The sequence below is a fragment of the Mycobacterium sp. DL99 genome (assembly GCF_004762045.1).
Classification (GTDB): Bacteria; Actinomycetota; Actinomycetes; order Mycobacteriales; family Mycobacteriaceae; genus Mycobacterium.
This window is the reverse complement of sequence record NZ_SJOM01000007.1, coordinates 5974925-5999151: the sequence shown is the minus strand read 5'-3', so window position 1 is coordinate 5999151 and position 24227 is coordinate 5974925. Positions and strand designations below refer to the sequence as shown.

Here is a 24227-nt window from a genome sequence, read left to right as displayed (position 1 = left end):
ATTCACCTTGTGCGCCTTGCGATGACGATCTGGGGCAGGTTGAGTCCGCCGCGCAGGGTGAGCTCGATCGAGGGGTCGGCGTGACGAGCGAGGCTGCGCAATGCCGAGGGGCTGTAGCTGTGCAACGAGCTGATGACACCGTCGTGCACGAACGGCAGCAGCACGGCCGCGGGCAGCATCGTCGCCACGCCCAACAGATGCAGCGGGGCGGGCGGTCGCGGCAGATCGATGATCAGCAGGGTGTCGGCAACCCGGGTGCCCTCGGCGAACACCCGCGCCGCCTGCGCCGGGCGCAGGCGGTGGAACGACAATGCGAACAGGGCCAGGTCGTAACTGCCGTCGGCGGCGTCGATCGCCGTGGCGTCCATCTGACGGACCTCGGCGCGGGGATGGCTGCCCACATCACTCGCGGCGATGCGGGCCACCGACTCCGGGTCGACGTCGGTGACGGTGACCCGCGCCGACGGGTGATCGGCCAGCAGTTGACGCGACACCCCGCCGGGCCCGGCGCCCAACTCCAGGATCCGCGGATCGGGCACGTCGGCGACCAGATCGAGCGCGATCGCGGCGAACCGCTGGTCATTGTTGAAAAGCCGACTGGTCCAGTCCAACGCGCCGCTCGCCTGCCGGTCGGTCTCGAGCAGCCGATCCAGGCACGACGCGCGGAACCCGCCCCGTGGCATCCGGTCGATATCTGAGGGGTCGGGAGCCATGTAAGCCATGATGGACGTTTCGGCGGGCAGGAGCGACAGCGACCCGGGAAAGGGGCACAGTGGCCGACTTCGTAGCTGCAATCGACCAGGGCACCACCAGCACCCGATGCATGATCTTCGATCACGCCGGTGCCGAGGTGGGGCGCCATCAACTCGAGCACCAACAGATCCTGCCCAAGGCCGGGTGGGTGGAACACAACCCGGTCGAGATCTGGGAACGCACCTCCGCGGTGATCATGACCGCCCTGAACAAGACCAACCTGGTGGCCGGCGATCTTGCCGCGCTGGGCATCACGAACCAGCGGGAGACCACGCTGGTCTGGAACCGCCACACCGGGCGGCCGTATCACAACGCCATCGTCTGGCAGGACACCCGCACCGACCGCATCGCCGCCGCGCTCGACCGTGACGGCCGCGGTGACGTGATCCGGCGCAAGGCGGGCCTACCGCCGGCGACCTACTTCTCGGGCGGCAAGATCCAGTGGATCCTGGACAACGTCGAGGGGGTCCGGCGCGACGCGGAGAACGGCGACGCGATCTTCGGCACCCCCGATAGCTGGGTGGCCTGGAATCTCACCGGCGGCTACCGCGGCGGCGTACACGTCACCGACGTCACCAACGCCAGCCGCACCATGTTGATGAACCTGGAAACTTTGGACTGGGACGACGAACTGTTGTCGTTCTTCTCGATTCCGCGGCAGATGCTGCCCGAGATCAAGCCCTCGTCATACCCGGCCTCGTTCGGGATCACCCGCGACAACGGGCCGCTGGCCGGGCAGGTACCGGTGACGGGAATCCTCGGCGATCAGCAGGCCGCCATGGTGGGGCAGGTGTGCCTGGAACCCGGTGAGGCCAAGAACACCTACGGCACAGGCAATTTCCTGCTGCTCAATACGGGCGAGAAGATCGTGCGTTCGGACAACGGACTGCTCACCACGGTGTGCTACCAATTCGGCGACTCGAAACCCGTTTATGCCCTTGAGGGTTCGATTGCGGTGACCGGGTCGGCGGTGCAGTGGCTGCGCGATCAGCTGGGCATCATCAGCGGTGCGGCGCAGAGCGAGGCGCTGGCCAGGCAGGTGGCCGACAACGGCGGCGTCTACTTCGTGCCCGCGTTCTCCGGGTTGTTTGCCCCGTACTGGCGTTCCGACGCCAGGGGCGTCATCGTCGGGCTGTCCCGCTTCAACACCAACGCCCACCTGGCGCGGGCCACCCTGGAGGCGATCTGTTACCAGAGCCGCGACGTGGTGGAGGCCATGGAGGCCGATTCCGGTGTGCACCTTGAGGTTCTGAAGGTCGACGGCGGTATCACCGCCAATTCGCTGTGCATGCAGATCCAGGCTGACGTGCTGGGAGTCGACGTGGTCAAGCCCGTGGTGGCCGAGACCACCGCGCTGGGTGCGGCGTATGCGGCCGGGCTCGCGGTGGGGTTCTGGGAGAGCGCCGACGATCTGCGGGCCAACTGGCAGGAAGGCCAGCGGTGGAGCCCGCATTGGGATGACGAACAGCGTTCCGGCGGTTACGCCGGTTGGCGCAAAGCTGTGTCACGCACCCTGGACTGGGTCGAGATCGACTGATCTACTGTCGCTGGCACTTGGCGACGATCGCCTTGAACTCGTCGGAATACTGCACGCCGAGAACCGCGTGGTCGGCGCTCTGCTTGTTGCGGACGGCATCGGTGATCTGTCCGGCCAGCTCGGCCATCTTGTGGGCGTGCGGCCCGACCTCGCCGTCGGTCACCTGATCGGCGGCCTCGCGGATGAGTTTCGACCAATTCTCGTAGTCGCCCACTGCCGGACCTGGCTTGCCGGGGGGCGGGGGTGTGAGCGCGCCCAAGCTCGCGTTCGTGTAGTCCACCAGTAGCTGGGCCTGCCGGCAGCCCTTGTTCCCGGTGTAGGTCAGTGCGGTCACGCCCACGATCACCAGGACGGCGCACGCGGCGGCGGCGGTCGCGATAGCAATGTTGCGTGGCTCGGCATCGGGGACGCGTCGACGCCACATCACATGCGCGACGACAACGGCGGCCACACCCACCACCGCCATGATGATGGCATCCCGCAGGTCCCCGGAACCGACACCGGATGCCGAGCCGACGGCCCCCATCGTCGCGGCGGCGGCGAGAAGGACCAGAAGCCACTGCCAGATACCGCGCCGGCGCTGGTAGGCGTCGACGTCACGGAATTGGAGTCCGATGACCGCGCCGGCCGCGGTCAGGACTGCGACGACGGCCGGCGCGATGATTGTGACGAGGCTGCTCACAAAGGGCAGCCTACGGGCCGCTACTCCTCGCCGAGGATCTGGTAGATCTCGCGGCGGGCGTTGTTGACGGCGTCGAGGATGCGTTGGCGCTGGTCCTCGCTCGCGGTGAAGCTCGACTGACCGACGGCGGCCATCAGTTGGCTGGCGGCCGCGTGCAGGTTGGCTGCGCCGGGGTCGACATCATCGGCGATCTGCGCCCACGGCGGGGTTTCGATCTGGGCCGCGGCCTTCCGGCCCTCTTCGGTCAGCTCGAAGGTCTTCTTGCTGCCGTCGGATTCGGCCGGGATGATCAGTCCCTCATCGACGAGCAGTTGCAGCGTCGGGTACACCGAGCCGGGGCTGGGCTTCCACAGGTTGTTGCTGCGGGCGGCGATTTCCTGCGTCATCTCGTAGCCGTGCATGGGCCGTTCGGCCAGCAGGGTCAGGATGGCGGCACGGACGTCGCCGCGCCGGCCGCGTCGCCCGCCGCGGCCCCGGTGGCCGCCGAAAGGTCCGCCCATGGGGCCGCCGAGAGGTCCCGGCCCGAAACCGAAGCCGAAGCCTCGGGCGCCGCGCGGGTCGAAATTGAATCCGGTCTGGCAGGTGGGGTCGACGCCCTCTTCGCAGGCCGCCTCCGCCTGCGCGCGCATCTGCTCGCGCAGGTCCCGTCGGGCGTGGCGGATCTGGTGAAACATCGTGCGGGCTTCTTCGCGCCCGAAGGGTACGAAACCGAAGCCGCTCTGTGGGTTGAATGGGTTGGTCATTGGATAAGTCCTTCGTTGTCGTGGAGGAGCGCTGTCAGCGCTTCCGATGCGTCAACGATATATCGGGATCTATCGGTTGTCGATAGTCTTTTTGAGCCAATGTGCCCACTCGGCCTGCATGGCGTTGAAGCGCAGGCCGTACTCCAGGGCCCCGTGCCCGTACCGGTCCTCGTCGGTGTCGGCCCAGGGGATGGAGGCCTCCAGTTCCTTGAGTCGCGATACCTCGGATTCGGAGTGGGCGGCCAGGGCGGTGAGATGGTCAAGTGCCTGGTCGCGGGGCAATTCGCCGAGTAGGAACACCCGCAGCAGCCCGGCGCTGCGCTCGGGTGGGTCGTCGGCGGGATTGGTGATCCAGCGCTCGAGTTCGGTGCGGCCGGCGGCGGTGATGCGGTACTCCTTGCGGCCGCGGGGGCCGATCGCCGACACCTCGATCAGGCCGGCGTCGGCGAGCTTGTTGAGCTCGCCGTACAGCTGGCTCTGGGTGGCCGGCCAGACGTTCGCCATCGATTTCTCGAACCGCTTGAGCAGGTCGTACCCGCTGCCGGGGTGCTGTGCCAACAGGCCAAGTGCCGCCATGCGCAGACTCATGCCCGGAGTCTACCGTCCACTATTGACATGTCAGTTATGGAATGTCACCGTGGAGTGCATGACTTCAGCCCTGCCCATCGGTGAAGCCGACTTCTTCCGGCGCGGCAACTACGCGCCCGTCGCCGACGAACTCACCGAATACGACGTGCCCGTCGACGGCGCCATCCCCGCCGAACTCGACGGCTGGTACCTGCGCAACGGCCCGAACCCACGTCAGGCGACCGAGCACTGGTTCACCGGCGACGGCATGATCCACGGCATCCGCATCGAGAACGGCGCGGCCAAGTGGTACCGCAACCGCTGGGTGCGCACCGACAGCTTCATCAAGGACTTCCCGCTGTACAACAAGGACGGCACCCGCAACCTGCGGTCAGCCGTCGCCAACACCCACGTCGTCAACCATGCGGGAAAGACCCTGGCGCTGGTGGAAAGCTCGCTGCCGTACGAGATCACCAACGAGCTGGAAACGGTGGGCGCCTACGACTTCGGGGGAAAGCTCGCCGATTCGATGACGGCGCACCCCAAGATCTGCCCGACGACCGGCGAGCTGCATTTCTTCGGATACGGCAGCATCTTCGAGCCCTACGTCACCTATCACCGGGCCGACGCCGACGGTGAATTGACCGTCAACCAGCCGGTGGATGTCAAGGCGCACACCATGATGCACGACTTCGCGATGACATCGCGTCACGTCATCTTCATGGATCTTCCGGTGGTGTTCGACCTCGACATCGCCGTCAAGGGTGAAGGCGACATGCCCTACCGGTGGAGTGACGACTACGGCGCCCGCTTCGGCGTCATGCGCCGTGATGATCCGGCCGCCCCGATCCGCTGGTTCGACATCGACCCGTGCTACGTGTTCCACGTGGCGAACGCCCACGAAGACGGCAATTCCATCGTGCTGCAGGCAGTTCGATATCCCGAGCTGTGGCGTAACAACGGCGGGTTCGATGTCGAAGGCGTGCTGTGGGAGTGGCGGATCGACCTGGCGGCCGGCAGCGTCCGCGAACGCCAGCTCGACGACCTGGGGGTGGAGTTCCCGCGCATCGACGATCGCCTGGCCGGCCTGCCCGCCCGGTACTCGGTGTCCGTCGCGGACAACGCCTGGATCCGCCATGACCTGACCACCGGTGCCGGACTGCGCCACGACCTCGGGTCCGGCGGACCCGGCGAAGCCGTCTTCATCCCCGGCGCGGGTCCGGCCGACGAGAGCAACGGGTGGTACCTCGGCTACGTCTACAACCCCGAGCGCGACGGCAGCGACCTCGTGATCCTCGATGCGTCGGACTTCGGCGGAAAACCCGTCGCCACCATCAAACTGCCGCAACGCGTTCCATATGGCTTCCACGGGAACTGGATCAGCGCCTAATGTGAGCCGGTGGCCGCGTTCGGGTTCGACACATTGGCGCTGGTCACGGTCATCGGCCTGACCGGACCGGCGTTGGCCGCCGTGCCGCGGTTGCGCATCCCGGTGATCATCGGTGAGCTGGTCGCGGGGATCGTGGTCGGTAGCACCGGATTCGGCATCGTCGATCACACCGACCCGACATTCACCCTGCTGGCCAACATCGGTTTCGCGTTGGTAATGTTCGTCGTCGGCACCCACGTCCCGGTGCGCGACACCACGCTGCGCACCGCGATCCCCAAGGCGCTGCTGCGGGCGGTCTTCGTGGGTGCGGTGGCCGCGGTGCTCGGCGTTGTGATCGCGCGTGCGTTCGGCTCCGGGCACGCGGCGCTGTACGCCGTGGTGATGGCCTCGTCTTCGGCAGCCCTGGCCCTGCCGGTGATCGACGGGTTGCGCCTGGAAGGGCCGCCCGTGCTGTCCGTGACCGCTCAGATCGCCATCGCCGACACCGCGTCGATCGTGTTGCTGCCGTTGGTGATCGACATCCAGCGGGCCCCACGCGCGGCCCTGGGGGCGCTGGCCATCGCGGGTTGCGCGGGCGTTCTGTTCGTCGTGTTGCGGGCCGGGTACGCGCGGGGCCTGCGCCGGCGCGTGCACCACTACTCGGCGAAACACAAGTTCGCGCTCGAGCTCCGGTTCAGCCTGATCTTCCTGTTCGGGCTGTCGGCGGTCGCGCTGACCACCCACGTCTCGATCATGCTCGCCGGTTTCGCGCTGGGCCTGGTGGTGTCGGCGATCGGTGAGCCCCGCCGGCTGGCCAGGCAGCTGTTCGGTATCACCGACGGGTTCTTCGGCCCATTGTTCTTCGTCTGGCTGGGCGCCTCGCTGCAGGTGCGCGAACTCGCCGACCATCCCGAATTCATCCTGCTCGGTGTGGCGTTGGGCCTCGGTGCGGTGCTCGCGCACGGCGCGGGCCGGTTGTTCGGCCAGCCGGTGACGCTCGCGGTGTTCTCCGCTGCCCAGCTCGGCGTCCCGGTCGCGGCCGCCACCCTGGGTACCGAGCAGCACCTGTTGGCGCCGGGTGAGCCCGCGGCCCTGATGCTCGGTGCGCTGGTCACCATCGCCACCACGTCGATCGCCGGGGCGTTGGCGGCGCGGCGGGCAGGTGCGCCGATCAAACCGCCCGATGTTCATTCGGACTGACCCCGTAGGACCGCTTGAATGCGCTGCTCAACGCGAACGGTGTGGAGTAGCCGACCTGCCGGGCCACGGCGGCGATCGTGGCCTCACTGCCGCGCAGCAGGTCGGCCGCCAGCGCCAGACGCCAGCCGGTGAGGAACGCGATCGGTGGTTCGCCGACCTGATCGGTGAACCGGCGGGCGAACGCCGCCCGCGAACACCCCACGGCTGCAGCAAGATTGGCGACGGTCCAGGGATGCGCCGGATTGTTGTAGATCAGTTTGAGGGCAGGTCCGACGACAGGGTCCTGTTCGGCCTGCCACCACGACGGTGCATTGCCGTCCCGGTCGAACCACATGCGCAGCACGCCGATCAGCAGCAGGTCGAGCAGGCGGTCGAGGTAGGCCTCCTGGCCGGGTCCGTCGCGGCCCGCCTCGGTGGACAGCAGGTCGATCAGCGGGGTGTCCCACTCGTCCGCCCGCAGCACCAGCACCGCTGGCAGCGCATCGAGCAGACGGGCGCTGACCTCGCTGCGGCCCTCGTAGGCGCAGACGATCGACTCCGATGATCCGGTCGCGCTGTTGCCCCAGCTGCGAAGGCCCAGCGACATCTCGAATTGCAGATCTTCACCGGACAGGGTCGTGCAGCGTTGGCCGGGATTGATGACGACGCTCGGCGGCGTGGCCGGATCGTCTGCGAAGACATAGTTTTCGGTGCCGCGGGTCAGGGCGACGTCGCCCGCGCCCAACCGGAACGTGCCACTGTGCGTCCCGACGACGACCGCGTCACCGCGGGTCTGACAGATCAGCGCCAAAGGTGCTTCGTCGCGGATGGCCAGCGACCAGGGCGGATCCATGCGCAACCGCAGAACGAACGCGCCCCGCGCGCGTACCCCGTCGAGCAGTCCGACCAGGGCGTCCACGACCGTAGGGTAGCGCTCAACCCGGCTTGCGCGCCTCGATCAGGTGGCGTGACGAGTGCGCGACGAACGAACCGTCGGCCTGGATCTGCCGGTGCAACGCGGCGAGATGGTCCCGGTAGGCGCCAACGGTGAAGCCGGGCACGATCCAGATGACCTTGCGCAGGAAGTACACCACCGCGCCGATGTCGAAGAACTCCACCCGCAGCCGCTCGGCACGCAGGTCGACGATGTCGAGGCCGGCGGCCCGCGCCGCGACGGACTCGGTTTCGGGGTCGCGGGCCCTGCGGGCCTCCGGCTGTGGCCCGAGAAAGTACTCGGTCAGCTCGAAAATACTTGCCGGGCCGACATGTTGGGCCAGATACGTACCGCCCGGGGTCAACACGCGGACGATCTCGTCCCACCACACGGTGGCCGGATGCCGGCTGAGCACCAGATCGAATGCCGCGTCGGCGAACGGCAGCGGCGGCTCGTCGGGATCGGCGACCACGACGACGCCGCGGGGTCCCAGCAGCCGGGTGGCGCGGTCGAGATTGGGTGGCCAGGATTCGGTGGCCGCCATGGTCGGTGGGAACTCCGTCGCTCCGGCGAGCACCTCGCCGCCACCGGTCTGGACGTCCAGCGCTGAAGACACGTTCGCCAACCGCCGGCTCATCAGGCGCTGATAGCCCCACGACGGCCGGGCCTCGGTGGCCCGGCCCTCCAGCCAGGAGAAGTCCCAGCCGTCCACCGATGCAGCGTCGGCCTCGGCCACCAATTCGTCGAACGTCACCGCCCCACCATGGCAGTGCGAAGTCGGTGAGACAACCGAATATGTAATCGGGACTCTCGACTATGGAACGTCTTTCGGTGACGCCGTTGACTGAAGCCATGACCAACAGCCCCGTCGTCGTCCTCACCGCAGCCGCCGCCCTCGGCAGTGCCGCTGCCGGTGGAATCTTCTACGCGTTCTCCACTTTCGTGATGCGCGGCCTCGACCGCACCGGCCCGGCCGCTGCGATCACCGCCATGCGCGGCATGAACGCCGAAGCCAATTCCAACGCGCCGTTTCTGCTGTTTCTGCTCGGTTCGGCGCTGTTATCGGCGATCGTCGGCGTGATCGCGGTGGCCCAGATCGGCCGGCCGGGCAGTTGGTTCCTGCTGGCCGGCGCGATCTTCGGGGTCCTCGGCATTGTGGTCACGATGGCGTTCAACGTGCCGCTCAACAACCATCTCGACCAGATTGACCTGGCCGATGCGGCGGCCGAATGGCAGGCCTACTTCAGCACCTGGACGGCCTGGAACCACATGCGCACCGCCTCGGGGTTCATCGGCGCCGTGCTGCTGCTGACCGGTCTGCGTTACCGCTGAGCCTGCCTGCGGAACGCCGCCGCCACGATCCCGGCCGCCGTCAGTGCCAGCACCGCCGCGATGACCGCCGTCGGCGCGATGCCGGAATCGAACGCCGTGCGGGCCGAATCCAGCAGGCGCTCCCCGATTTCCGCGGGAAGATCCGCGGCCACCGAGGTGGCACCGCCGATGCTCTCACCGGCGTCGGCGGCCTGCGCCGGGGTCAGCCCGGCCGGTACCTGGATGTTGTTGCGGTAGAACGCCGTGAAGATCGTGCCCAGTGTCGCGGTGCCCACCACCGCGCCCAGCTCGTACGCCGTCTCCGAGACAGCGGACGCCGCACCGGCTTTCGCCGCGGGCACCGACGCCACGATGGTGTCGTTGGACACCGTCTGTGAGACACCGACACCGAGCTCCAGCACCAGGAACGACGCGATCACCGCGGCCACCGACAGATCGTGACGGAAGGCCAGGATCAAGCCGAACCCGGCGGCGACGAACACCAGACCGAAGATCATCAGCTTGTCCGGCGCAAACCGTTTGGCGGCCTTGACCACCGCCAGACCGGCGATCATCGACACCACCGCACCCGGCAGCGTCACCAGACCGGCCGCCAGCGGCGACAGGCCGAGCACCAGCTGCAGATGCTGCGAGATGAAGAAGATGAACCCGATCAGGCCGACGATCGACAGGAAGTTCGCCAGGATCGACGCGCTGAACGGCGCGTAGGAGAACAGCCCCATGTCGAGCATCGGTGTGGCACTGCGGTTCTGCCGGCGCACGAACAGCACGCCGGAGGCGATGCCGATCGCGAACGCCGCGACGACGCCGGCCGAGAGACCGTCGTGGGCAGCGGTCTTGATCGCCCATACGAACGGCAGCATCGCGGTGAACGACAGCGTCACGCTCACCAGATCCAGCGGGCCCGGGTTCGGGTCACGCGATTCCGGCACCAGCCGGGGGCCCAGCACCAGTAGCGGCAGCAGGATCGGCACGGCCACGAGGAACACCGAACCCCAATGGAAATGCTGCAGCAGCGCGCCGCCGACGATCGGGCCCAGCGTCGAGCCGGCCGTGAAGCACGAGGCCCAGATGGCGATCGCGAGCCGGCGCGACGACGCCTCGGTGAAGATGTTGCGGATCAGCGACAGCGTCGACGGCATCAGCATCGCGCCGAACACGCCGAGCGCCGCGCGGGCGGCGACCAGATAGGCCGCGCTCGGCGCGAAAGCCGCGGCGGCCGAGACGATCGCGAAGCCCGTGGCGCCGATCAGCAACAGGCGGCGCCGGCCGAACCGGTCACCGAGCCCGCCCATGGCGACCAGCAGCGCGGCCAGCACCAGGGAGTAGACGTCGACGATCCACAGCTGAGTGGACGCCGCGGGACGGAAATCCTCGGCGATCGCCGGAAGGGCGAAGGCCAGGACAGTGTTGTCGATGGCGATCAGCAGTACCGGCAGCATCAGGACCGCGAGCGCCACCCAGGCGCGTTTCGGGGTCGGTGTCACAGCCGGGCTGCCGTCGAGGCAGGTGGACATTGGGTTTCTCCAAGCAAGTTTGGGTCAGCCGCGCGGGAGTTGGATGGTGCCCGCGGTCAGGCTGGTCATGATGGCGTCGACGATCTGGTGGCGCGGTGTGCGGTCCTGCTTGGCGGCTTCATAGCCGGCGTCGAGCAGTGCCCAGAACACTCGCCGGGCCCACCCTGGGGGGTATTCGGGCCTGTCGACCGAGGCGCGGTTGAGAACCTCGACGATCGCCTCATCGCCGGTGTCCAGGTAGGCCGCCAGCTCGCGATCGGCCAGGATCGTCGGCTCGCTGTAGACGAACAGGACGATCGGCCCCAGATCGAGCTGGCATTCCACCACGCGACGCAGCGCCGCATCGACCGGCCCGTGCATCGGATCCGCGCGGTCGATCGCGGCGGTACTGAGCTCGTGGACGTGCCGGGCCAGGGCGCGCAGCAGATCGGAGCGCTCCGGGTAGTACCGGTGCACGGTGCTGCGGCCGACGTCGGCGGCGGTCGCGATATCGCTGAGCGAGGCCGTCGGATTGTCGGCCAGGACCGTCATCGCGGCATCGAGAATCGCCTTGCGGGTGCGCTCACGCGGCCCGCTGTGCGTCGTTGCCGAACTGGTCATGGATCAAAATGTAGCACGGCTGGGCCAAAATGGGACAGTGATGTCCCACACGTCAGCTGGGCGGAGTGAAACCGCTGGTCGGAGGTGGTGGCGGATAGCTCGGATAGGGCGCCGGGTACACCGCCGCAGGCGCTTGCGGCATCAGCCGGGCCAGCGCTCGACGGTGGCGCTCGGCCAGCACCGCGGCCAGCACATACTCGGCCGGTGCACCCGGCGGAGGCGGGGGTGAGATGCGCGAGGCGACCTCGCCGAAGATCCGATGCGCCATCTCATGACGTATCCGCGGATCGAGCTGCCCCGACCGGGACAGGAACTGCCTGGCCAACTCGGCCTGCTCGGGACCCAGGCCCGACAGTTCCAGCGAGCCGGCCCACCACGCCAGCGCCGGCGGCATGACCGGCGGCGGATTCAGCTTGGGTCCGCGCTCACTGATCACCACCGTGCCGGCGAAGATGTCACCGAGCCGTTTGCCCTTGGCCGACACCAGGCTGCAGATCACCGCGGGCCCACCGGTGAGCATCCAGATCTCGACGAAGCCGGCCAGCCCACGAAACAGGGCCTGGCGGAAGCGTTCCGGGCCGCCGTCCTCGGATACCACCCGCAGCCCCAGCGCCATCTTGCCCAGCGAACGGCCCCGGGTCGCCGTCTCCATCACCACCGGATAACCCACCAGGGTCAGCACCGTGAAGATGATCAGGATCGCGGCCGACAAGGCCTCGTCGAACTGGGTCAGGGTGATCGACCACAACACCACCCCCACCACATACCCGACGGCGATCACCACGATGTCGATCAGTGCGGCCAGGGTGCGCACCGGCAACTGGGCGATCGCCACGTCGAGGACGACGGCGTCCCCGGTCACCACCGGCGCGGGCTGCCAAACCATACCGACACACGCTACCGACTACGCTTTGCCAGGTGGATGTCGATGCGTTCGTCGTGGCCCATCGCCCCACCTGGGACCGGTTGGAGCAGTTGGTAAGACGACGCCGACGGTTGACCGGTGCCGAGGTCGACGAGCTCGTCGACCTCTATCAACGGGTCTCCACGCATCTGTCGATGGTGCGATCGGCCTCGCAGGATTCGGTACTGGTCGGGCGGTTGTCGGGGCTCGTGGCCCGGGCTCGCGCCGCGGTGACCGGTGCGCATGCCCCGCTGTGGCGTGAATTCGTCCGGTTCTGGACGGTGTCCTTCCCGGTGGTGGCCTACCGGTCCTGGCGCTGGTGGCTCGGATCGGCGGTGGCATTCTTCATCGTCGCCGTGGCAATGGCGCTGTGGATATCGGGCAACCCCGAGGTGCACGCCGCTATCGGAACCCCCAGCGAGATCGACGAATTGGTCAACCACGACTTCGAGTCGTATTACAGCGAGCACCCGGCCGCCTCATTTGCGTTGCAGGTCTGGGTGAACAACTCCTGGGTGGCCGCCCAGTGCATCGCCTTCGCGATCCTGCTCGGGCTGCCCATCCCGTACGTGTTGTTCCAGAACGCGGCGAACCTCGGCGTGAACGCCGGGCTGATGTTCAGCGCGGGCAAGGGGGACCTCTTCCTCGGCCTGATCACCCCGCACGGACTGCTCGAGCTGACCGCGGTGTTCCTGGCCGCGGCGGTGGGGATGCGGCTGGGCTGGACCGTGATCGCCCCCGGCGACCGGCCCCGCGGCCAGGTGCTGGCCGAACAGGGCCGGGCGGTGGTCGCGGCCGCCGCCGGACTGGCCGTCGTGCTGCTGGTGTCCGGTCTGATCGAGGCGCTGGTGACGCCGTCGCCGCTGCCCACCTGGATGCGGATCGGCATCGGCGTCGCCGCCGAACTGGCCTTCCTGGGCTACGTGTTCCATTTCGGGCGCAAGGCTGTGCGGGCGGGGGAGAGCGGCGACCTCGAGGACGCACCCGATGTAGTTCCCACTGCTTAGAGCTTGCCTGCCGCCTTCATCGCCAGGTAGTGGTCGGCCAGCGCCGGCGCCAGGTCTTCCGGCCGAGCGTCGACCACATCGACACCGTGCCCCCGCAACCGCGAGGCGATGGCCCGGCGGTCATTACGGGCCCGCTCGGCGGCGGCGGCGTCATAAACCTGTGCGGCATCGGAACGACCGGCGGCCAACTGGTCCACCCGTGGATCGGCGACCGCGGCCAGCAGCACCTGATGGCGCGCCGACAGTTGCGGCAGAACCGTCATCAATCCCTCATCGAGGGCCGAGGCATTCAGATCGGTCAGCAGCACCACCAGGGCCCGGCCCCGCACCCGGCGCAACACCGCCGAAACCATTGCGGTGGCATCGGATTCCACCAGCGCCGGCTGTATCGGTGCCATCGCCGCGACGAGTGAGGCCAGTAGTTCGGTGCGCGAGGCGCCCCACACCCCGGCGCGGGTGATGCGGTCGATGGCCAGGAAGTCGACGTGATCGCCCGCCCGCGAGGCCAGGGCCGCCAGCAGCAGCGCCGCGTCCATCGACCAGTCCAGTCGCGGCCACCCGCCCGGATCCAGCGAGGTCGGGTCCACCCCGACCCGGCCGGCCGAGGTACGTCCGGTGTCGAGCACGATCACCACCCGCCGGTCGCGCTCCGGGCGCCAGGTACGCACCACCACGTCGGCGCGCCGTGCAGTGGCCCGCCAGTCGATGGAGCGGACATCGTCGCCGACCACATATTCACGCAGGGAGTCGAATTCGGTGCCCTGACCGCGGATCAACACCGGTACCGCACCGTCCAGCTGCCGCAGCCTGGCCAGCCGGGACGGCAGGTGCTTGCGGGACAGGAACGGCGGCAGGATGCGTACCTGCCCGGGCAGCCGCTGCGAACGTTGCCGCCCCGCCAACCCCAACGGGCCGATCGAGCGCACCGTGACCAGCTCGCTGCGTTGGTCACCGCGTCGCACCGGATGCAACCGGGTGGCCAGGGAAACCTGCTGTCCGGCAGCGATGTTCACCTGGTGCGAGCGTGGCTGCGCCGACGCGCTGGGCGGCCAGGCGTCGCGAATCGCGCCGCGCACCGGGCGGCGTCCGGTGTTGTGCACGCTGAGCACCGCGTCGACCGTCTGGCCCAGGCGTGCGGTGGACTCACCGCCGCGGGCCAGGCGCAGTCCGCCGATCCGGCCGGCCAGCGCCACATCGGCGGCCACGGCCACGGTCAGCAGCGTCCCCAACACCGCGAAAGCCGTTGCCGGCCAGGGGGCCAACGCGATCGGCAGCACACAGACCAGGGCCACCAGACCGGCGCGGCCGGTGAGAATCATCAGCGCGGTACCGGAACAGCGGCCAGGATGCCGTCCAGCACTCCGTCGGCGGTGGCACCCTCCAGCTCGGCCTCCGGGCGCAGCGCCACCCGGTGGCGCAGCGTGGACCGCGCCATCGCCTTGACGTCGTCGGGGGTGACGTAGTTGCGGCCGGAGAGCCACGCCCAGGACCGTGACGTACCCAGCAGTGCGGTCGCGCCACGCGGTGACACGCCGAGCTGCAGTGACGGGGAATGCCGGGTGGCCCCGACGATGTCGACGATGTACCCCAGCACCTCGTCGCCGGCCAGCACCTGCCGCACCGCATCTCGGGCGGCCGCCAGCTCAGCAGCCCCGGCCACCGGCTGTACGGCCGACAGGTCACGCGGGTCGAACCCCTGCGCGTGCCGGCCCAGGATGGCGATCTCCTGATCCCGCGGCGGCAGCGGCACCGTGAGCTTCAACAGAAAGCGGTCCAGCTGAGCCTCGGGCAGCTGGTAGGTGCCCTCGTACTCGATCGGGTTCTGGGTCGCAGCGACGATGAACGGGTCGGGCAGCGGACGCGGCAGGCCGTCGACGCTGACCTGACGCTCCTCCATGGCCTCCAGAAGTGCCGCTTGGGTTTTCGGCGGTGTCCGGTTGATCTCGTCGGCCAACAGCAGATTGGTGAACACCGGGCCGGAGCGGAACTCGAACTCGGCGGTGCGCGCGTCGTACACCAGCGAGCCCGTGACGTCGCCGGGCATCAGGTCCGGTGTGAACTGCACCCGCTTGAACTCCAGTTGCAGGGCCGCGGCCAGCGTGCGCACCAGCAGCGTCTTGGCCACACCGGGTACCCCCTCCAGCAGCACGTGCCCGCGGCACAGCAGCGCCACCACCAGTCCGCTGATCACGGCGTCCTGACCGACCACCACCTTCGCGATCTCGTTGCGCAGGGCCAGCAGCGCTTCACGGGCCTGGTCGGAGGTGGGCTGAGTCACGAGTGTGCGACCTGCCTTTCGATATCGTCGAGTTGGTGTGCGAGGTGGACGAGTTCGGCGTCGGTGGCCGGGGGCGGGCCGAACAGGATGTAGCCGGCCGAGTTCGCGGCGGTGCCGCAGCGCGCGGCGACAGCGGCCGCGACGGCCCGCGGTGGCGCTGCGGTGTTCAAGCCGAGTCTCGGCAACAGCCGGCCCAGCGCCCCGGTGCGCAACGCGTCGGCGGCCCGGTCGCGCGCCCGGCGGGAGCGGTACAACCGCCCACGGCCCTCGACGGTCTCCGAGGCGCGGACCACGACCGGCAGGGATTCTGCCACCAATGGGCCGAGGCGCCGGGCCCGCGCCACCGCCAGTAGCGCCACCACCAGACACAGCTGCAGGACGATCCACCGGACCTGCGGCGGCATCAGATCCGACAACTTGCCGTCACCGGTCGAACTGGCCTCGAAATGCTGTGGTGCATACCAGATCACCCGTGGCGCGGTGCCGGCCAGATTCATCGCCAAGGCGGCGTTGCCCTCTTTGAGCAGACGTGAGTTCGTCATGAAGTCGCCGGTGCCGACCACGGTCACGGTGCGCGGCCCGTCGTGGTAGCGGGCCAGTGCGCCGTCGTAACAGAGGGTTACCGGGGTACTTCCGGCGGCGGCATAGGTATCGGTGGTGCCCAGCTGTGTCCGGCCGGCCCGATTTGCCTCGGGCAGCTCGCAATCCGGCTCGCCGCCGCCGAACTCCGTGGGCGTGTCGAGCCGGACCTGCGGGGCCAGCTTCTCCCTGGTGAGCCCTGAGGGCGCCACGAGCAGCAGGTCGCCGGGGGCATCGGTCAGCCGGGCCACGGTTTCTTGGCTGGCCAGGAACATGGTCTGCGCCACCACAAGCAGGGTGCCGGGGCGCGCGGCCCGCTGTGCCTCGTCGGCGGTGTCGGCGATGACCACCTCGACACCGTGGTCGCGCAGCAGGCTGACCAACGCGTGCGTCCCGTCCGGCGAAGTCGACTCGGGATCCATCACCCCACCCGGGCGTGGGGCGGTCAGGTAGACCGTCGCGACCGCCAGCACGACGATGACGACGAATGTCAGCAGCACCCAGCGGGCCGTGCGAAGACGCTCTCTCATGCGGGGACCACTTCGTCGAGCGCTGCGATGGCCCGGTAGGCCGATTCGGTGCCCGGCTGCTCACCGTAGGTGACGTCGTTGAATGTGGTTGCCGCGCTGAATAGTTCGGCCGACAGGCTGGGCAGTGCTGCCGCGGCGTCGCGGGCGAGTTCGGTCGCGGTGCGCCCGGGGACGGCGTCGAGCACGCCGGTTTCCTCAAGGTGGCGGGCCAGCGCGCGGACCCGATGCCGGATCGCCGCCGACCAATCGCCTTGTGCGGCATATTGTTCAGCGATCGACCGGTGCTGTGCGGCGCTGAGCTCCTGGCTGCCGAACAGGGCCTGGTCCGCGGTACGGGAGGTCCGCATCGTGCGACGCGCGATCCGCACCGCCACCACAACGGCCACCACGATGAGGATCACCAGCACCGAGATGGTGAACCAGCCACCGGGAATCGTGGAACCCGCGGCGGTGATCCGGTACAGCAGATCTTTGAGCCACTCGCCGATCTGATCGATCGGTGACGCCCGAGGGTAGATCGGCTTGGTCAGTTCGTTCTGCGCAGCGTCGTGCGCCGCGTCCCGGTCGATGTCGATGCTCGTCACCTCAGATGGTCCGGGGCAGCCATAGTTGGTCGGCGGTCTCGACCGGTGCACCCGCACCCGTCGCCAGCATCAGATCGAACGCCTCGGCCCGGAACCGGCGATCGGCATACAGCAGCACCACCACGCCCGCGCTGAACGGTGCGGTGACGATCTGCCCGATCGCGGCACCGACGGTGCTCAGGATCAGCGCCGGCATCGTGGGGCCGTCGGCGACCATCGTCATGATCTCCCCGGCCACGTTGAACGGCGCACCCACTCCCCAGCCGATCACCGCGGCCACGATCGTGGCCAGCACCCAGATGCCGAACACACGCCAGAAATCCTTGTTCACCAACGTGAATGAGCGCCTGACCGCCGCGACGATGCCGAGGTGCTCCAAGACGATCACCGCGGGGGCGAACAACAGAACCGTCGACACGTAGAGCACGCCGAGCAGCGCCAGCGGCACCAACAGCGCGCCGACCGCGAACGCGGCCAGGCCGCCGCCGAGGGCGCTCGCACCGACGATGACGATGGCGACGCCGCCGGCAACGACGGCCAACGCCATGGCCTGTAACGCGGTCAGCCCGATCAGCGCGGGTAACCGGCCGCGCAGCCGCTGCCAGGCCTCACCGACCGTGATGCTTCCACCGAACACCGAGCGGCCGATGACCACCGTGAGCATGCCGCTGAGCAGAAGTGAGGCCAGCGTGGTGACCACGATGCCGGTGAACGCACCACCGGCGAACGCCGCGATCGCCCCGGCGGACGGCGCCTCGCCCTGCAGCGTGGAGTCGAATTCGCCGAGCGCGGACAACGGCCCGACTTGCAGTGCGAGCGTGATGATCTGCGAGGCGAGCACGACCACGGTGGCAAGCCCCAGCGTCGCTTTCGGGTTGGTGCGGACGTAGGCGACCGCGCCGTTGAAGATGTCGGTCAGGCTCAACGGACGAAGCGGGATGACGCTCCCGAGATAAGGCCGACCGCTCGTCATCCCTTCACCGTAGTTCCCGTCAGCAACTACGGTGTGGGCATGCCGACCGAGATCATCGTGCGCGGGTCGTTCTCCGCCTTTCAGCCGCCCGAACGTGCGACGGTCCACGCCACCCTCGGCTACGAAGGCCCGGCCATCGAGCCGGTGTACCAGCGGGTGGTCCGCGACATGGACGCGGTGAAATCCTCGATCACACCGCTACACAACCCCGATGGCGGCCCGGTCACCTGGTGGTCCACCGGCCAGGTGCGTACTTGGGCCGACCGCCCCTGGAACAACGAGGGCAAGCAGCTGCCGCTGGTGCACCATGCCAGCGTCGACATCAAGGTCAAATTCAGCGATTTCACCGCGCTGTCGCGGTGGGTCGGCGGCCACGTCACCGAGACCGGCGGGTTCGCGTTGTCGCGGATCGAATGGGCACTGACCGCAGAACATCGCGACGAACTCGTCGTCGAGGTGCACACCGCCGCCGTGCGGGACGCCGTCACCCGGGCCCAGCGTTATTCCGACGCACTGGGCCTCGGGCCGGTCCGGCCGGTGGTGATCGGCGATGCCGGCATGGTGAGTCGGCCGCCCGAGGACTCGTCGCCCCCGCGGGCCCTGCGGGCGATGGCCACCACCCGCGGTGGTGGTGCGCCAGAACTGGACTTTTCACCCGCCGATATCGAGGTCGCGATATCGGTCGATGCGAAATTCGTGGCGGGCGAGGGCTAGTCGCAGCGTAGGTTGACGCTATGGCCGAGCTCAAGGACAAGCTGCGCGCGGATCTGACCAGCGCGATGAAGTCGCAGGACAAGTTGCGCACCGCAACCCTGCGGATGGTGTTGGCCGCGATCGGAAGCGAGGAGGTCTCGGGCAAGCAGGCTCGCGAGCTGTCCGATGCCGAGGTGATCGCGGTGCTGGCCCGCGAATCGAAGAAGCGCGGCGAGGCGGCCGAGATCTATACCCAGAACGGCCGCGGCGAACTGGCGGCCAACGAGCACGCCGAGGCCCGCGTCATCGACGAGTACCTGCCCACCCCGTTGACCGACGCCGAACTCGCCGACGTCGCCGACACCGCAATCGCACAGGTCGCCGAGCAGATCGGGGAGCGCCCCGGCATGCGTCAGATGGGCCAGGTGATGAAGGCCGCCACGGCAATTGCGGCGGGCAAGGCCGACGGTGCGCGGCTTTCCTCGGCGGTCAAGGCGCGGCTGTAGCGCGGCTCAGACGGGGATCCGCCAGAGCGCTTCCTGGCTGACGCTGGCGATCAGCGTGCCCGCAGCGTCGTAGAGCGAGCCGCGAGCCAGCCCACGGGAATCGTTGTGGTTCGCCGACTCCAACTCGTAACGGTGCCAGCCGCGGGGCACGAACGGGCGATGGAACCAGATCGAGTGGTCGAGGCTGGCGGCGAAGCCGAGATCGGACCGCAGCGGGACCGACGGCGGAAGCGCCGAGGGGACCGGTCCGAGGTCGGACAGAAACGTCAGGGTGCAGGCCCGGATCAGCGGATCGTCCTCGATCTCGTGCTGTGTGCGGATCCAGAACGGCGAGATCGCGAACTCGGAGTGGTCGGTGGGCATGGTGCGCAGGTCGAACTTGTCACCGAAATCCATGACATCGTGCTTGGGGCTGGCCGCGTCGAACTCCAAGGCCGGCGGAGTCTCGGGGGACCAGTCCAGACCCGGCTCGGGCTGGTGGAACGAGGCCATCATCTCCAGGATGACCTTGCCGTCCTGGCTGGCGGTGACGTGCCGGGTGGCGAACGCGCGCCCGTCGCGGGTGCGGTCGACGTGGAATTCGACGTCGGCGTTGTAGCTGCCGCCCCGGACGAAGTAGGCGTGCAGCGACTGTGGCAGCTTGCCGTCATCCACGGTGGCCCCGGCCACTGCCAGCGACTGCGCCGCGATCAGGCCGCCGAACAGCCGCTCGGTCGCCCCTCTGCGTGGTTCGCGAATGCAGAAGTCATCGCCGTGACGGTCGAACTGCAACAGTTGGGCGATCCAGCTCAGCGCGGCCATCGGCCGAGGCTATCAACTGCTTGGTTGGGGCTTCGCTCACACCTGCTTGGCGAAATAACGCCCGCCGTCGGAGGCCAGTCGCCCGAACGCCGCCTTGACCACCGGCGCCAGCCCCTTGAACGGCAGCGCGAACAGCGGCTTCGGCTCGATCGCGACGATCCAGGTGAACTGTGTCTGTCCGTCGCCCGCTGGTTCGACCAGGTAGTCCTCGGCGAACCGGCGCAACGACGGAATGTTGGCGTGATCAACGGTGAACGAGTAGCGGCGGCCCTCCTCCCAGCGGAAGAACGTCTCATGCACCCGGACCACCCCGGGTGCCAGCGTCACTTCACGGGAGCTGCCGACACCGAAGGGCCGCGGCGTCAACCAGTTCACCTTGGTGACCGACGGACCCCACGCAGCTAGGGACTCGTCGGATACCAGCGACTCCCACACCTTTTCGGGCGGTGCGGCGAAGCGCTTGTGATAGGCGAAGATGTGCGGCGCCGTCGTGAAGAAATCGGGATCGGCGGGTTCCAGCGTGAACCGGGGCATGGTGCCAGCATGCCGCAGAACGGCACTGCGGGATACTGGGTTGCAAGCCCATTTCCGGAGGGGAGAAATATGACGGCGGCGCTCGGCGGCCGCTACGAGCTACGCGGCGTGCTCGGCCGCGGCGGCATGGCCGAGGTGCACGATGGCTGGGACACCAGGCTGTCGCGTCCGGTCGCGGTCAAACTGCTCTATCCGGCCCTGGCCGCCGACGAGGTGACGCGTCGGCGGTTCGAGAACGAGGCGCGGGCCGCCGCCGCGCTGAACCACCCGAACATCGTCGCGGTCCACGACAGCGGTGAAGACCGCGGGACGCCGTACATCGTGATGGAGCGGCTGCCCGGGCCCACTCTGGCCGAGGAGATCGCGGCCGGACCGCTGTCCGCTGACCGCGTGCGCTGGGTGCTGGCCGACCTGCTCGGTGCGCTGACCGCAGCACACGAGGCAGGAATCCTGCACCGCGACATCAAACCCGGCAACGTCCTGATCACCGCGTCCGGTACCGCCAAGCTCGCCGACTTCGGAATCGCCAAGACCGACGGGGCCGCCCACACCCGCGTCGGGATGGTCTTCGGCACCGCGAACTACCTTAGCCCACAACGGATTACCGGCCGGCCGGCGTCGCCGTCGGATGATCTGTACGCCCTCGGCGTGCTCGGATACGAGGCATTGACCAGGCGGCTTCCGTTCGAACGCGACAACCCCGTGGCCACCATGCGGGCTGTTCTGGAGGAGCCGCTGGTGCCGATCGGGGTGCTGCGTCCGGACGTCGATCCGGTTCTGATCCGCGTGCTGGAACGCGCGATGGCGCGGGATCCGGCCTACCGCTTCGCCGATGCCGCCGAGATGCGGGCTGCCCTGCAGGCTGCGCCACCGGCGCGGCCCGCGACCCTGCTGCTGCCGGCTTCACCCCCGCCGCCCGCGCCCCGTCGCTCCCGCGTCCGGATGGCCCTGCTGACCGCAGGCCTTCTGGCCGGTGTCATCCTCGCGGTCATCTTGTTGATCTCGGACCCTCCGCCGCAGCGTGCGCCCGTCACGCCGGTGACCACGTCTGTTGAGCCGACCGTGCCGGCCGCGACGAGCATCCCGACGTTCACGCCGACCGTGCCCGAGGACCAGTGGGATCAGGGCAACAACGGGAACGGCAATGGCAATGGCAACGGCCATGGGAATGGCAAGGGCCACGGCAAGAAGGGCCACGGATAAAAGCAAGGCCCAGACCGGATTTCTCTGGTCTGGGCCTTGCTTGCACTGTCGGGGTGGCGGGATTCGAACCCACGACCTCTTCGTCCCGAACGAAGCGCGCTACCAAGCTGCGCCACACCCCGCGTGAAGCTTCGACAGCCTATCGCACCGGGTACCTCGAAAGCCAAACGGCCACCTCTGCGCCGATTTCTACCTCTGGGTTGTGGCGCGGCGCGGATCACAGCCCAGGCGTAGAAAACGGCGGGCAACGGGAAGGAATGCGTGGGTGGGTGGCGTTATACAACTCATGACTGTCCTGGGCGCCTCCGTCTACCTAGGGTTCTTCGCCCTGGCAGCGTTGTGGCTGTTCCTGACGGCCGAGACGGATCAGGACCAGCTGCCCGAGCGCTCGAACTCCGAGAGCACCGCCGCGGACTCCGAGGTGTCCAGCCCCTGGGCGCTGAGCCAGTCCGCATCGAAGTAGGTATCCGCGTAGCGGTCACCGCTGTCGGCCAGCAGGGTCACCACCGACCCGCTGCGGCCGTGCGCGATCATCTCGGCCAGCAGCCGGAACGCGCCCCACAGGTTGGTTCCGGTCGACGGCCCGACCCGCCTACCCAGCACCCGGCTCGCGTGATGGGCCGCGGCCACCGACCCGCCGTCGGGGACGGCAATCATCTGATCGACCACACCCGGCAGGAACGACGGCTCGACCCGCGGCCTGCCGATGCCCTCGATACGTGAGGACGCGCCCGTGACGACGTCATCGCGGCCCTGCGAGTAGCCGGGGAAGAACGCCGAATTCTCCGGGTCGACGACACACAACTGTGTGGCATGTCTGCGGTAGCGGATGTAGCGGCCGATCGTCGCGCTGGTGCCGCCGGTGCCGGCCCCCACCACGATCCACTCCGGGACCGGATGCGGCTCCAGGCGCATCTGCTCATAGATCGACTCGGCGATGTTGTTGTTGCCGCGCCAGTCGGTGGCCCGCTCGGCATTGGTGAACTGGTCCAGATAGTGCCCGCCGGTCTCCTCGGCCAACCGGTGCGCCTCGGCATACACCTGCGACGACTCGGCGACGAAATGGCAACGGCCGCCCTGGGCTTCGATCAGCGCGATCTTCGAACCGCTCGTCGAGGCCGGCACCACGGCGATGAACGGCAGACCGAGCAGCGCTGCGAAGTACGCCTCCGACACCGCCGTCGACCCCGAGGACGCCTCGATGATCGTGGTGCCCTCACCGATCCAGCCGTTGCACAACCCGTACAGGAACAGGGAACGGGCCAGCCGGTGCTTGAGGCTGCCGGTGATGTGGGTGGACTCGTCCTTGAGGTACAGCGCGACGTCCACTTCCTCGCGCCATCTGGTGGGCAGCGGATACCGCAACAGGTGGGTGTCGGCGCTGCGCTTGGAATCGGCCTCGATCAGCCGCACCGCGTTGTCGACCCACCGGCGTGGCCGGGGCCGCGACGCGGTACAGCCCGCTCCGCTCAATGGGCCGAGACGGTCGGGCTGGATTGCCCGGCCCTGATCCCGACGTGCCCGCCACCGGTCGGCGCTGCGACCAGCGTCAGCAGCGTGGCCTCCGGGCGGCAGCAGAACCGCACGGGCGCGAACGGCGACGTGCCGATGCCCGCCGACACATGCAGCTGCATGTGCGATCCCCACTTCGAGGCGCCCTTGGCCCGGGACCGGTCCAGCTCGCAGTTGGTCACGATGGCCCCGTAGAACGGCAGGCACAGCTGCCCGCCGTGGGTGTGCCCGGCCAGCACCAGCTGATAGCCGTCGGCGGCGAAGCGGTCCAGCACCCGCGGTTCGGGGGAGTGGGTGAGACCCAACGTCAGATTCGCCGCACCGTTGGCCCGGCCGGCGATGGTGTCGTAGCGGTCGCGCTTGAGATGAGGATCGTCGACGCCGGCCACCGAGATGTGCAGCCCGGCCACCTCGACGTCGCGACGGATGTGGGTCATGTCGAGCCAGCCGCGCTCGGTGAACGCCGCGCGCAGGTCCTGCCACGGCAGCGGCTCACCGTGCGTCCGGTGCTGCGGATTGGTGACGTAGTTCAGAGGGTTCTTCAGCCGCGGTGCGAAATAGTCGTTGCTGCCGAACACGAACAGGCCGGGCGCCGACAGCAGGTCGGTCAATGACTGGACCACGGCAGGCACGGCCTTCGGGTGGGCCAGGTTGTCGCCGGTGTTCACCACCAGATCGGGCTCGAGGCGCGCGAGGTCACGCAGCCAGGCCTGCTTGCGTCGCTGGTTGGGACGCATATGCAGATCGGAAAGGTGCAGCACCCGCAGGGGTGAGGAGCCCGGCGCCAGTACCGGCATGGTCGCTTCCCGCAGTACGAACGCATTGCGCTCGATGAGGGACGCGTAGCCGATTCCGGCAACCAGCGAACCGGCGGTGACGGCAGCTGCCTTCTTCACTGACATGCAGGCAA

26 protein-coding genes and 1 tRNA gene are annotated in these 24227 nt (G+C 68.5%); 8 read left to right on the top strand and 19 right to left on the bottom strand.

From position 1 onward, the window contains the following. Positions 1–2: 2 nt before the first annotated feature. Positions 3–722 (bottom strand): class I SAM-dependent methyltransferase, encoded by a 720-nt coding sequence (locus EYZ64_RS29210; RefSeq protein ID WP_135459169.1) that lies wholly within the window; start codon positions 720–722, stop codon positions 3–5. A gap of 101 nt (positions 723–823) precedes the next feature. Here EYZ64_RS29210 and glpK point away from each other — a divergent pair, with 101 nt between their 5' ends. Next, on the top strand, positions 824–2290 hold the full coding sequence (gene glpK, locus EYZ64_RS29205) for a glycerol kinase GlpK (RefSeq protein WP_286175351.1): 1467 nt from the start codon (positions 824–826) through the stop codon (positions 2288–2290). Between the two features lies 1 nt (position 2291). Here the strand turns inward: glpK and EYZ64_RS29200 are convergent, their stop codons facing one another. The 3 genes from EYZ64_RS29200 to EYZ64_RS29190 all read right to left on the bottom strand — a co-directional run bounded on the left by EYZ64_RS29200 (position 2292) and on the right by EYZ64_RS29190 (position 4303). Then, positions 2292–2972 (bottom strand): hypothetical protein, encoded by a 681-nt coding sequence (locus EYZ64_RS29200; protein WP_135459165.1) that lies wholly within the window; start codon positions 2970–2972, stop codon positions 2292–2294. Between the two features lie 20 nt (positions 2973–2992). Then, a complete protein-coding gene (locus EYZ64_RS29195) occupies positions 2993–3715 on the bottom strand; it encodes a PadR family transcriptional regulator (protein ID WP_135459163.1) in 723 nt (240 codons plus the stop codon). A 69-nt stretch (positions 3716–3784) separates the two neighbouring features. Next, positions 3785–4303 (bottom strand): PadR family transcriptional regulator, encoded by a 519-nt coding sequence (locus EYZ64_RS29190; protein ID WP_135459161.1) that lies wholly within the window; start codon positions 4301–4303, stop codon positions 3785–3787. A gap of 58 nt (positions 4304–4361) precedes the next feature. Here EYZ64_RS29190 and EYZ64_RS29185 point away from each other — a divergent pair, with 58 nt between their 5' ends. Both EYZ64_RS29185 and EYZ64_RS29180 read left to right on the top strand, forming a co-directional pair. Further along, a complete protein-coding gene (locus tag EYZ64_RS29185; RefSeq protein ID WP_135459159.1) occupies positions 4362–5672 on the top strand; it encodes a carotenoid oxygenase family protein in 1311 nt (436 codons plus the stop codon). A gap of 9 nt (positions 5673–5681) precedes the next feature. Then, positions 5682–6851 carry a cation:proton antiporter gene (locus EYZ64_RS29180; RefSeq protein WP_135459157.1) on the top strand — a complete coding sequence of 390 codons (1170 nt, stop codon included), beginning with the start codon at positions 5682–5684 and terminating at the stop codon, positions 6849–6851. On the opposite strand, the gene EYZ64_RS29175 is transcribed toward EYZ64_RS29180, so the two are convergent. Together EYZ64_RS29175 and EYZ64_RS29170 are read right to left on the bottom strand one after the other, a co-directional pair. Then, positions 6823–7749: an AraC family transcriptional regulator gene (locus tag EYZ64_RS29175; protein WP_135459156.1), complete on the bottom strand. Its 927-nt coding sequence runs from the start codon at positions 7747–7749 to the stop codon at positions 6823–6825. The genes EYZ64_RS29180 and EYZ64_RS29175 overlap by 29 nt on opposite strands. A gap of 16 nt (positions 7750–7765) precedes the next feature. After that, complete coding sequence (locus tag EYZ64_RS29170; RefSeq protein ID WP_135459154.1) at positions 7766–8518, bottom strand: class I SAM-dependent methyltransferase; 753 nt, start codon at positions 8516–8518, stop codon at positions 7766–7768. Positions 8519–8616: 98 nt separating this feature from the next. On the opposite strand from EYZ64_RS29170, the gene EYZ64_RS29165 reads away from it, so the two are divergent. Further along, positions 8617–9096: an anthrone oxygenase family protein gene (locus tag EYZ64_RS29165; protein ID WP_135459152.1), complete on the top strand. Its 480-nt coding sequence runs from the start codon at positions 8617–8619 to the stop codon at positions 9094–9096. Here EYZ64_RS29165 and lfrA read toward each other — a convergent pair. Genes lfrA through EYZ64_RS29150 form a run of 3 tightly spaced genes read right to left on the bottom strand, consistent with a single transcriptional unit; the run spans position 9087 to position 12099 of the window. After that, positions 9087–10613, bottom strand: a complete 1527-nt coding sequence (gene lfrA / locus EYZ64_RS29160) for an efflux MFS transporter LfrA (RefSeq protein ID WP_135459150.1) — start codon at positions 10611–10613, stop codon at positions 9087–9089. The genes EYZ64_RS29165 and lfrA overlap by 10 nt on opposite strands. 24 nt (positions 10614–10637) lie before the next feature. Further along, positions 10638–11213 (bottom strand): TetR/AcrR family transcriptional regulator, encoded by a 576-nt coding sequence (locus EYZ64_RS29155; RefSeq protein ID WP_135459148.1) that lies wholly within the window; start codon positions 11211–11213, stop codon positions 10638–10640. Positions 11214–11265: 52 nt separating this feature from the next. After that, positions 11266–12099: an RDD family protein gene (locus EYZ64_RS29150; protein ID WP_135459146.1), complete on the bottom strand. Its 834-nt coding sequence runs from the start codon at positions 12097–12099 to the stop codon at positions 11266–11268. 32 nt (positions 12100–12131) lie between these two features. On the opposite strand from EYZ64_RS29150, the gene EYZ64_RS29145 reads away from it, so the two are divergent. Next, positions 12132–13124, top strand: coding sequence for a stage II sporulation protein M (locus tag EYZ64_RS29145; protein WP_135459144.1), 993 nt, complete (start codon positions 12132–12134; stop codon positions 13122–13124). On the opposite strand, the gene EYZ64_RS29140 is transcribed toward EYZ64_RS29145, so the two are convergent. The 5 genes from EYZ64_RS29140 to EYZ64_RS29120 are packed head-to-tail and all read right to left on the bottom strand — an operon-like array spanning position 13121 to position 18068. Further along, entirely contained in the window at positions 13121–14443 is a 1323-nt protein-coding gene (locus EYZ64_RS29140) for a DUF58 domain-containing protein (protein WP_135459142.1), read from the bottom strand. The two genes, EYZ64_RS29145 and EYZ64_RS29140, sit on opposite strands and share 4 nt — an antisense overlap. Beyond that, the gene (locus EYZ64_RS29135) at positions 14443–15402 is read right to left on the bottom strand and encodes an AAA family ATPase (RefSeq protein WP_210115595.1); all 960 of its coding nucleotides are present in this window, start codon (positions 15400–15402) and stop codon (positions 14443–14445) included. Before EYZ64_RS29135 ends, EYZ64_RS29140 begins: the two co-directional genes overlap by 1 nt. Beyond that, positions 15399–16511: a DUF4350 domain-containing protein gene (locus tag EYZ64_RS29130; protein WP_135459140.1), complete on the bottom strand. Its 1113-nt coding sequence runs from the start codon at positions 16509–16511 to the stop codon at positions 15399–15401. The genes EYZ64_RS29135 and EYZ64_RS29130 overlap by 4 nt, the downstream gene beginning before the upstream one ends. Further along, the gene (locus EYZ64_RS29125; RefSeq protein ID WP_135459138.1) at positions 16508–17095 is read right to left on the bottom strand and encodes a DUF4129 domain-containing protein; all 588 of its coding nucleotides are present in this window, start codon (positions 17093–17095) and stop codon (positions 16508–16510) included. Before EYZ64_RS29125 ends, EYZ64_RS29130 begins: the two co-directional genes overlap by 4 nt. A gap of 1 nt (position 17096) precedes the next feature. Continuing rightward, the gene (locus EYZ64_RS29120; protein ID WP_135459136.1) at positions 17097–18068 is read right to left on the bottom strand and encodes a DUF7847 domain-containing protein; all 972 of its coding nucleotides are present in this window, start codon (positions 18066–18068) and stop codon (positions 17097–17099) included. Between the two features lie 39 nt (positions 18069–18107). Between EYZ64_RS29120 and EYZ64_RS29115 the strand changes: the two genes are divergently transcribed. Together EYZ64_RS29115 and EYZ64_RS29110 are read left to right on the top strand one after the other, a co-directional pair. Beyond that, positions 18108–18782 (top strand): SIMPL domain-containing protein, encoded by a 675-nt coding sequence (locus tag EYZ64_RS29115; protein WP_135459135.1) that lies wholly within the window; start codon positions 18108–18110, stop codon positions 18780–18782. Positions 18783–18802: 20 nt separating this feature from the next. After that, positions 18803–19267: a GatB/YqeY domain-containing protein gene (locus EYZ64_RS29110; RefSeq protein ID WP_135459133.1), complete on the top strand. Its 465-nt coding sequence runs from the start codon at positions 18803–18805 to the stop codon at positions 19265–19267. A 6-nt stretch (positions 19268–19273) separates the two neighbouring features. Here EYZ64_RS29110 and EYZ64_RS29105 read toward each other — a convergent pair whose 3' ends face one another. Both EYZ64_RS29105 and EYZ64_RS29100 read right to left on the bottom strand, forming a co-directional pair. After that, positions 19274–20068: an acyl-CoA thioesterase gene (locus tag EYZ64_RS29105; RefSeq protein ID WP_135459130.1), complete on the bottom strand. Its 795-nt coding sequence runs from the start codon at positions 20066–20068 to the stop codon at positions 19274–19276. A 36-nt stretch (positions 20069–20104) separates the two neighbouring features. Continuing rightward, on the bottom strand, positions 20105–20602 hold the full coding sequence (locus EYZ64_RS29100) for an SRPBCC family protein (protein ID WP_135459127.1): 498 nt from the start codon (positions 20600–20602) through the stop codon (positions 20105–20107). 69 nt (positions 20603–20671) lie between these two features. Here EYZ64_RS29100 and EYZ64_RS29095 point away from each other — a divergent pair, with 69 nt between their 5' ends. Further along, complete coding sequence (locus tag EYZ64_RS29095) at positions 20672–21805, top strand: serine/threonine-protein kinase (protein ID WP_135459124.1); 1134 nt, start codon at positions 20672–20674, stop codon at positions 21803–21805. A 48-nt stretch (positions 21806–21853) separates the two neighbouring features. Here EYZ64_RS29095 and EYZ64_RS29090 read toward each other — a convergent pair. The 3 genes from EYZ64_RS29090 to EYZ64_RS29080 all read right to left on the bottom strand — a co-directional run bounded on the left by EYZ64_RS29090 (position 21854) and on the right by EYZ64_RS29080 (position 24219). After that, positions 21854–21927 (bottom strand) — tRNA-Pro (locus EYZ64_RS29090). 244 nt (positions 21928–22171) lie between these two features. Further along, positions 22172–23278 carry an L-cysteine desulfhydrase Cds1 gene (gene cds1, locus EYZ64_RS29085; protein WP_135459122.1) on the bottom strand — a complete coding sequence of 369 codons (1107 nt, stop codon included), beginning with the start codon at positions 23276–23278 and terminating at the stop codon, positions 22172–22174. Further along, positions 23275–24219 (bottom strand): metallophosphoesterase, encoded by a 945-nt coding sequence (locus tag EYZ64_RS29080; protein ID WP_135459120.1) that lies wholly within the window; start codon positions 24217–24219, stop codon positions 23275–23277. Before EYZ64_RS29080 ends, cds1 begins: the two co-directional genes overlap by 4 nt. Positions 24220–24227: the final 8 nt, after the last annotated feature.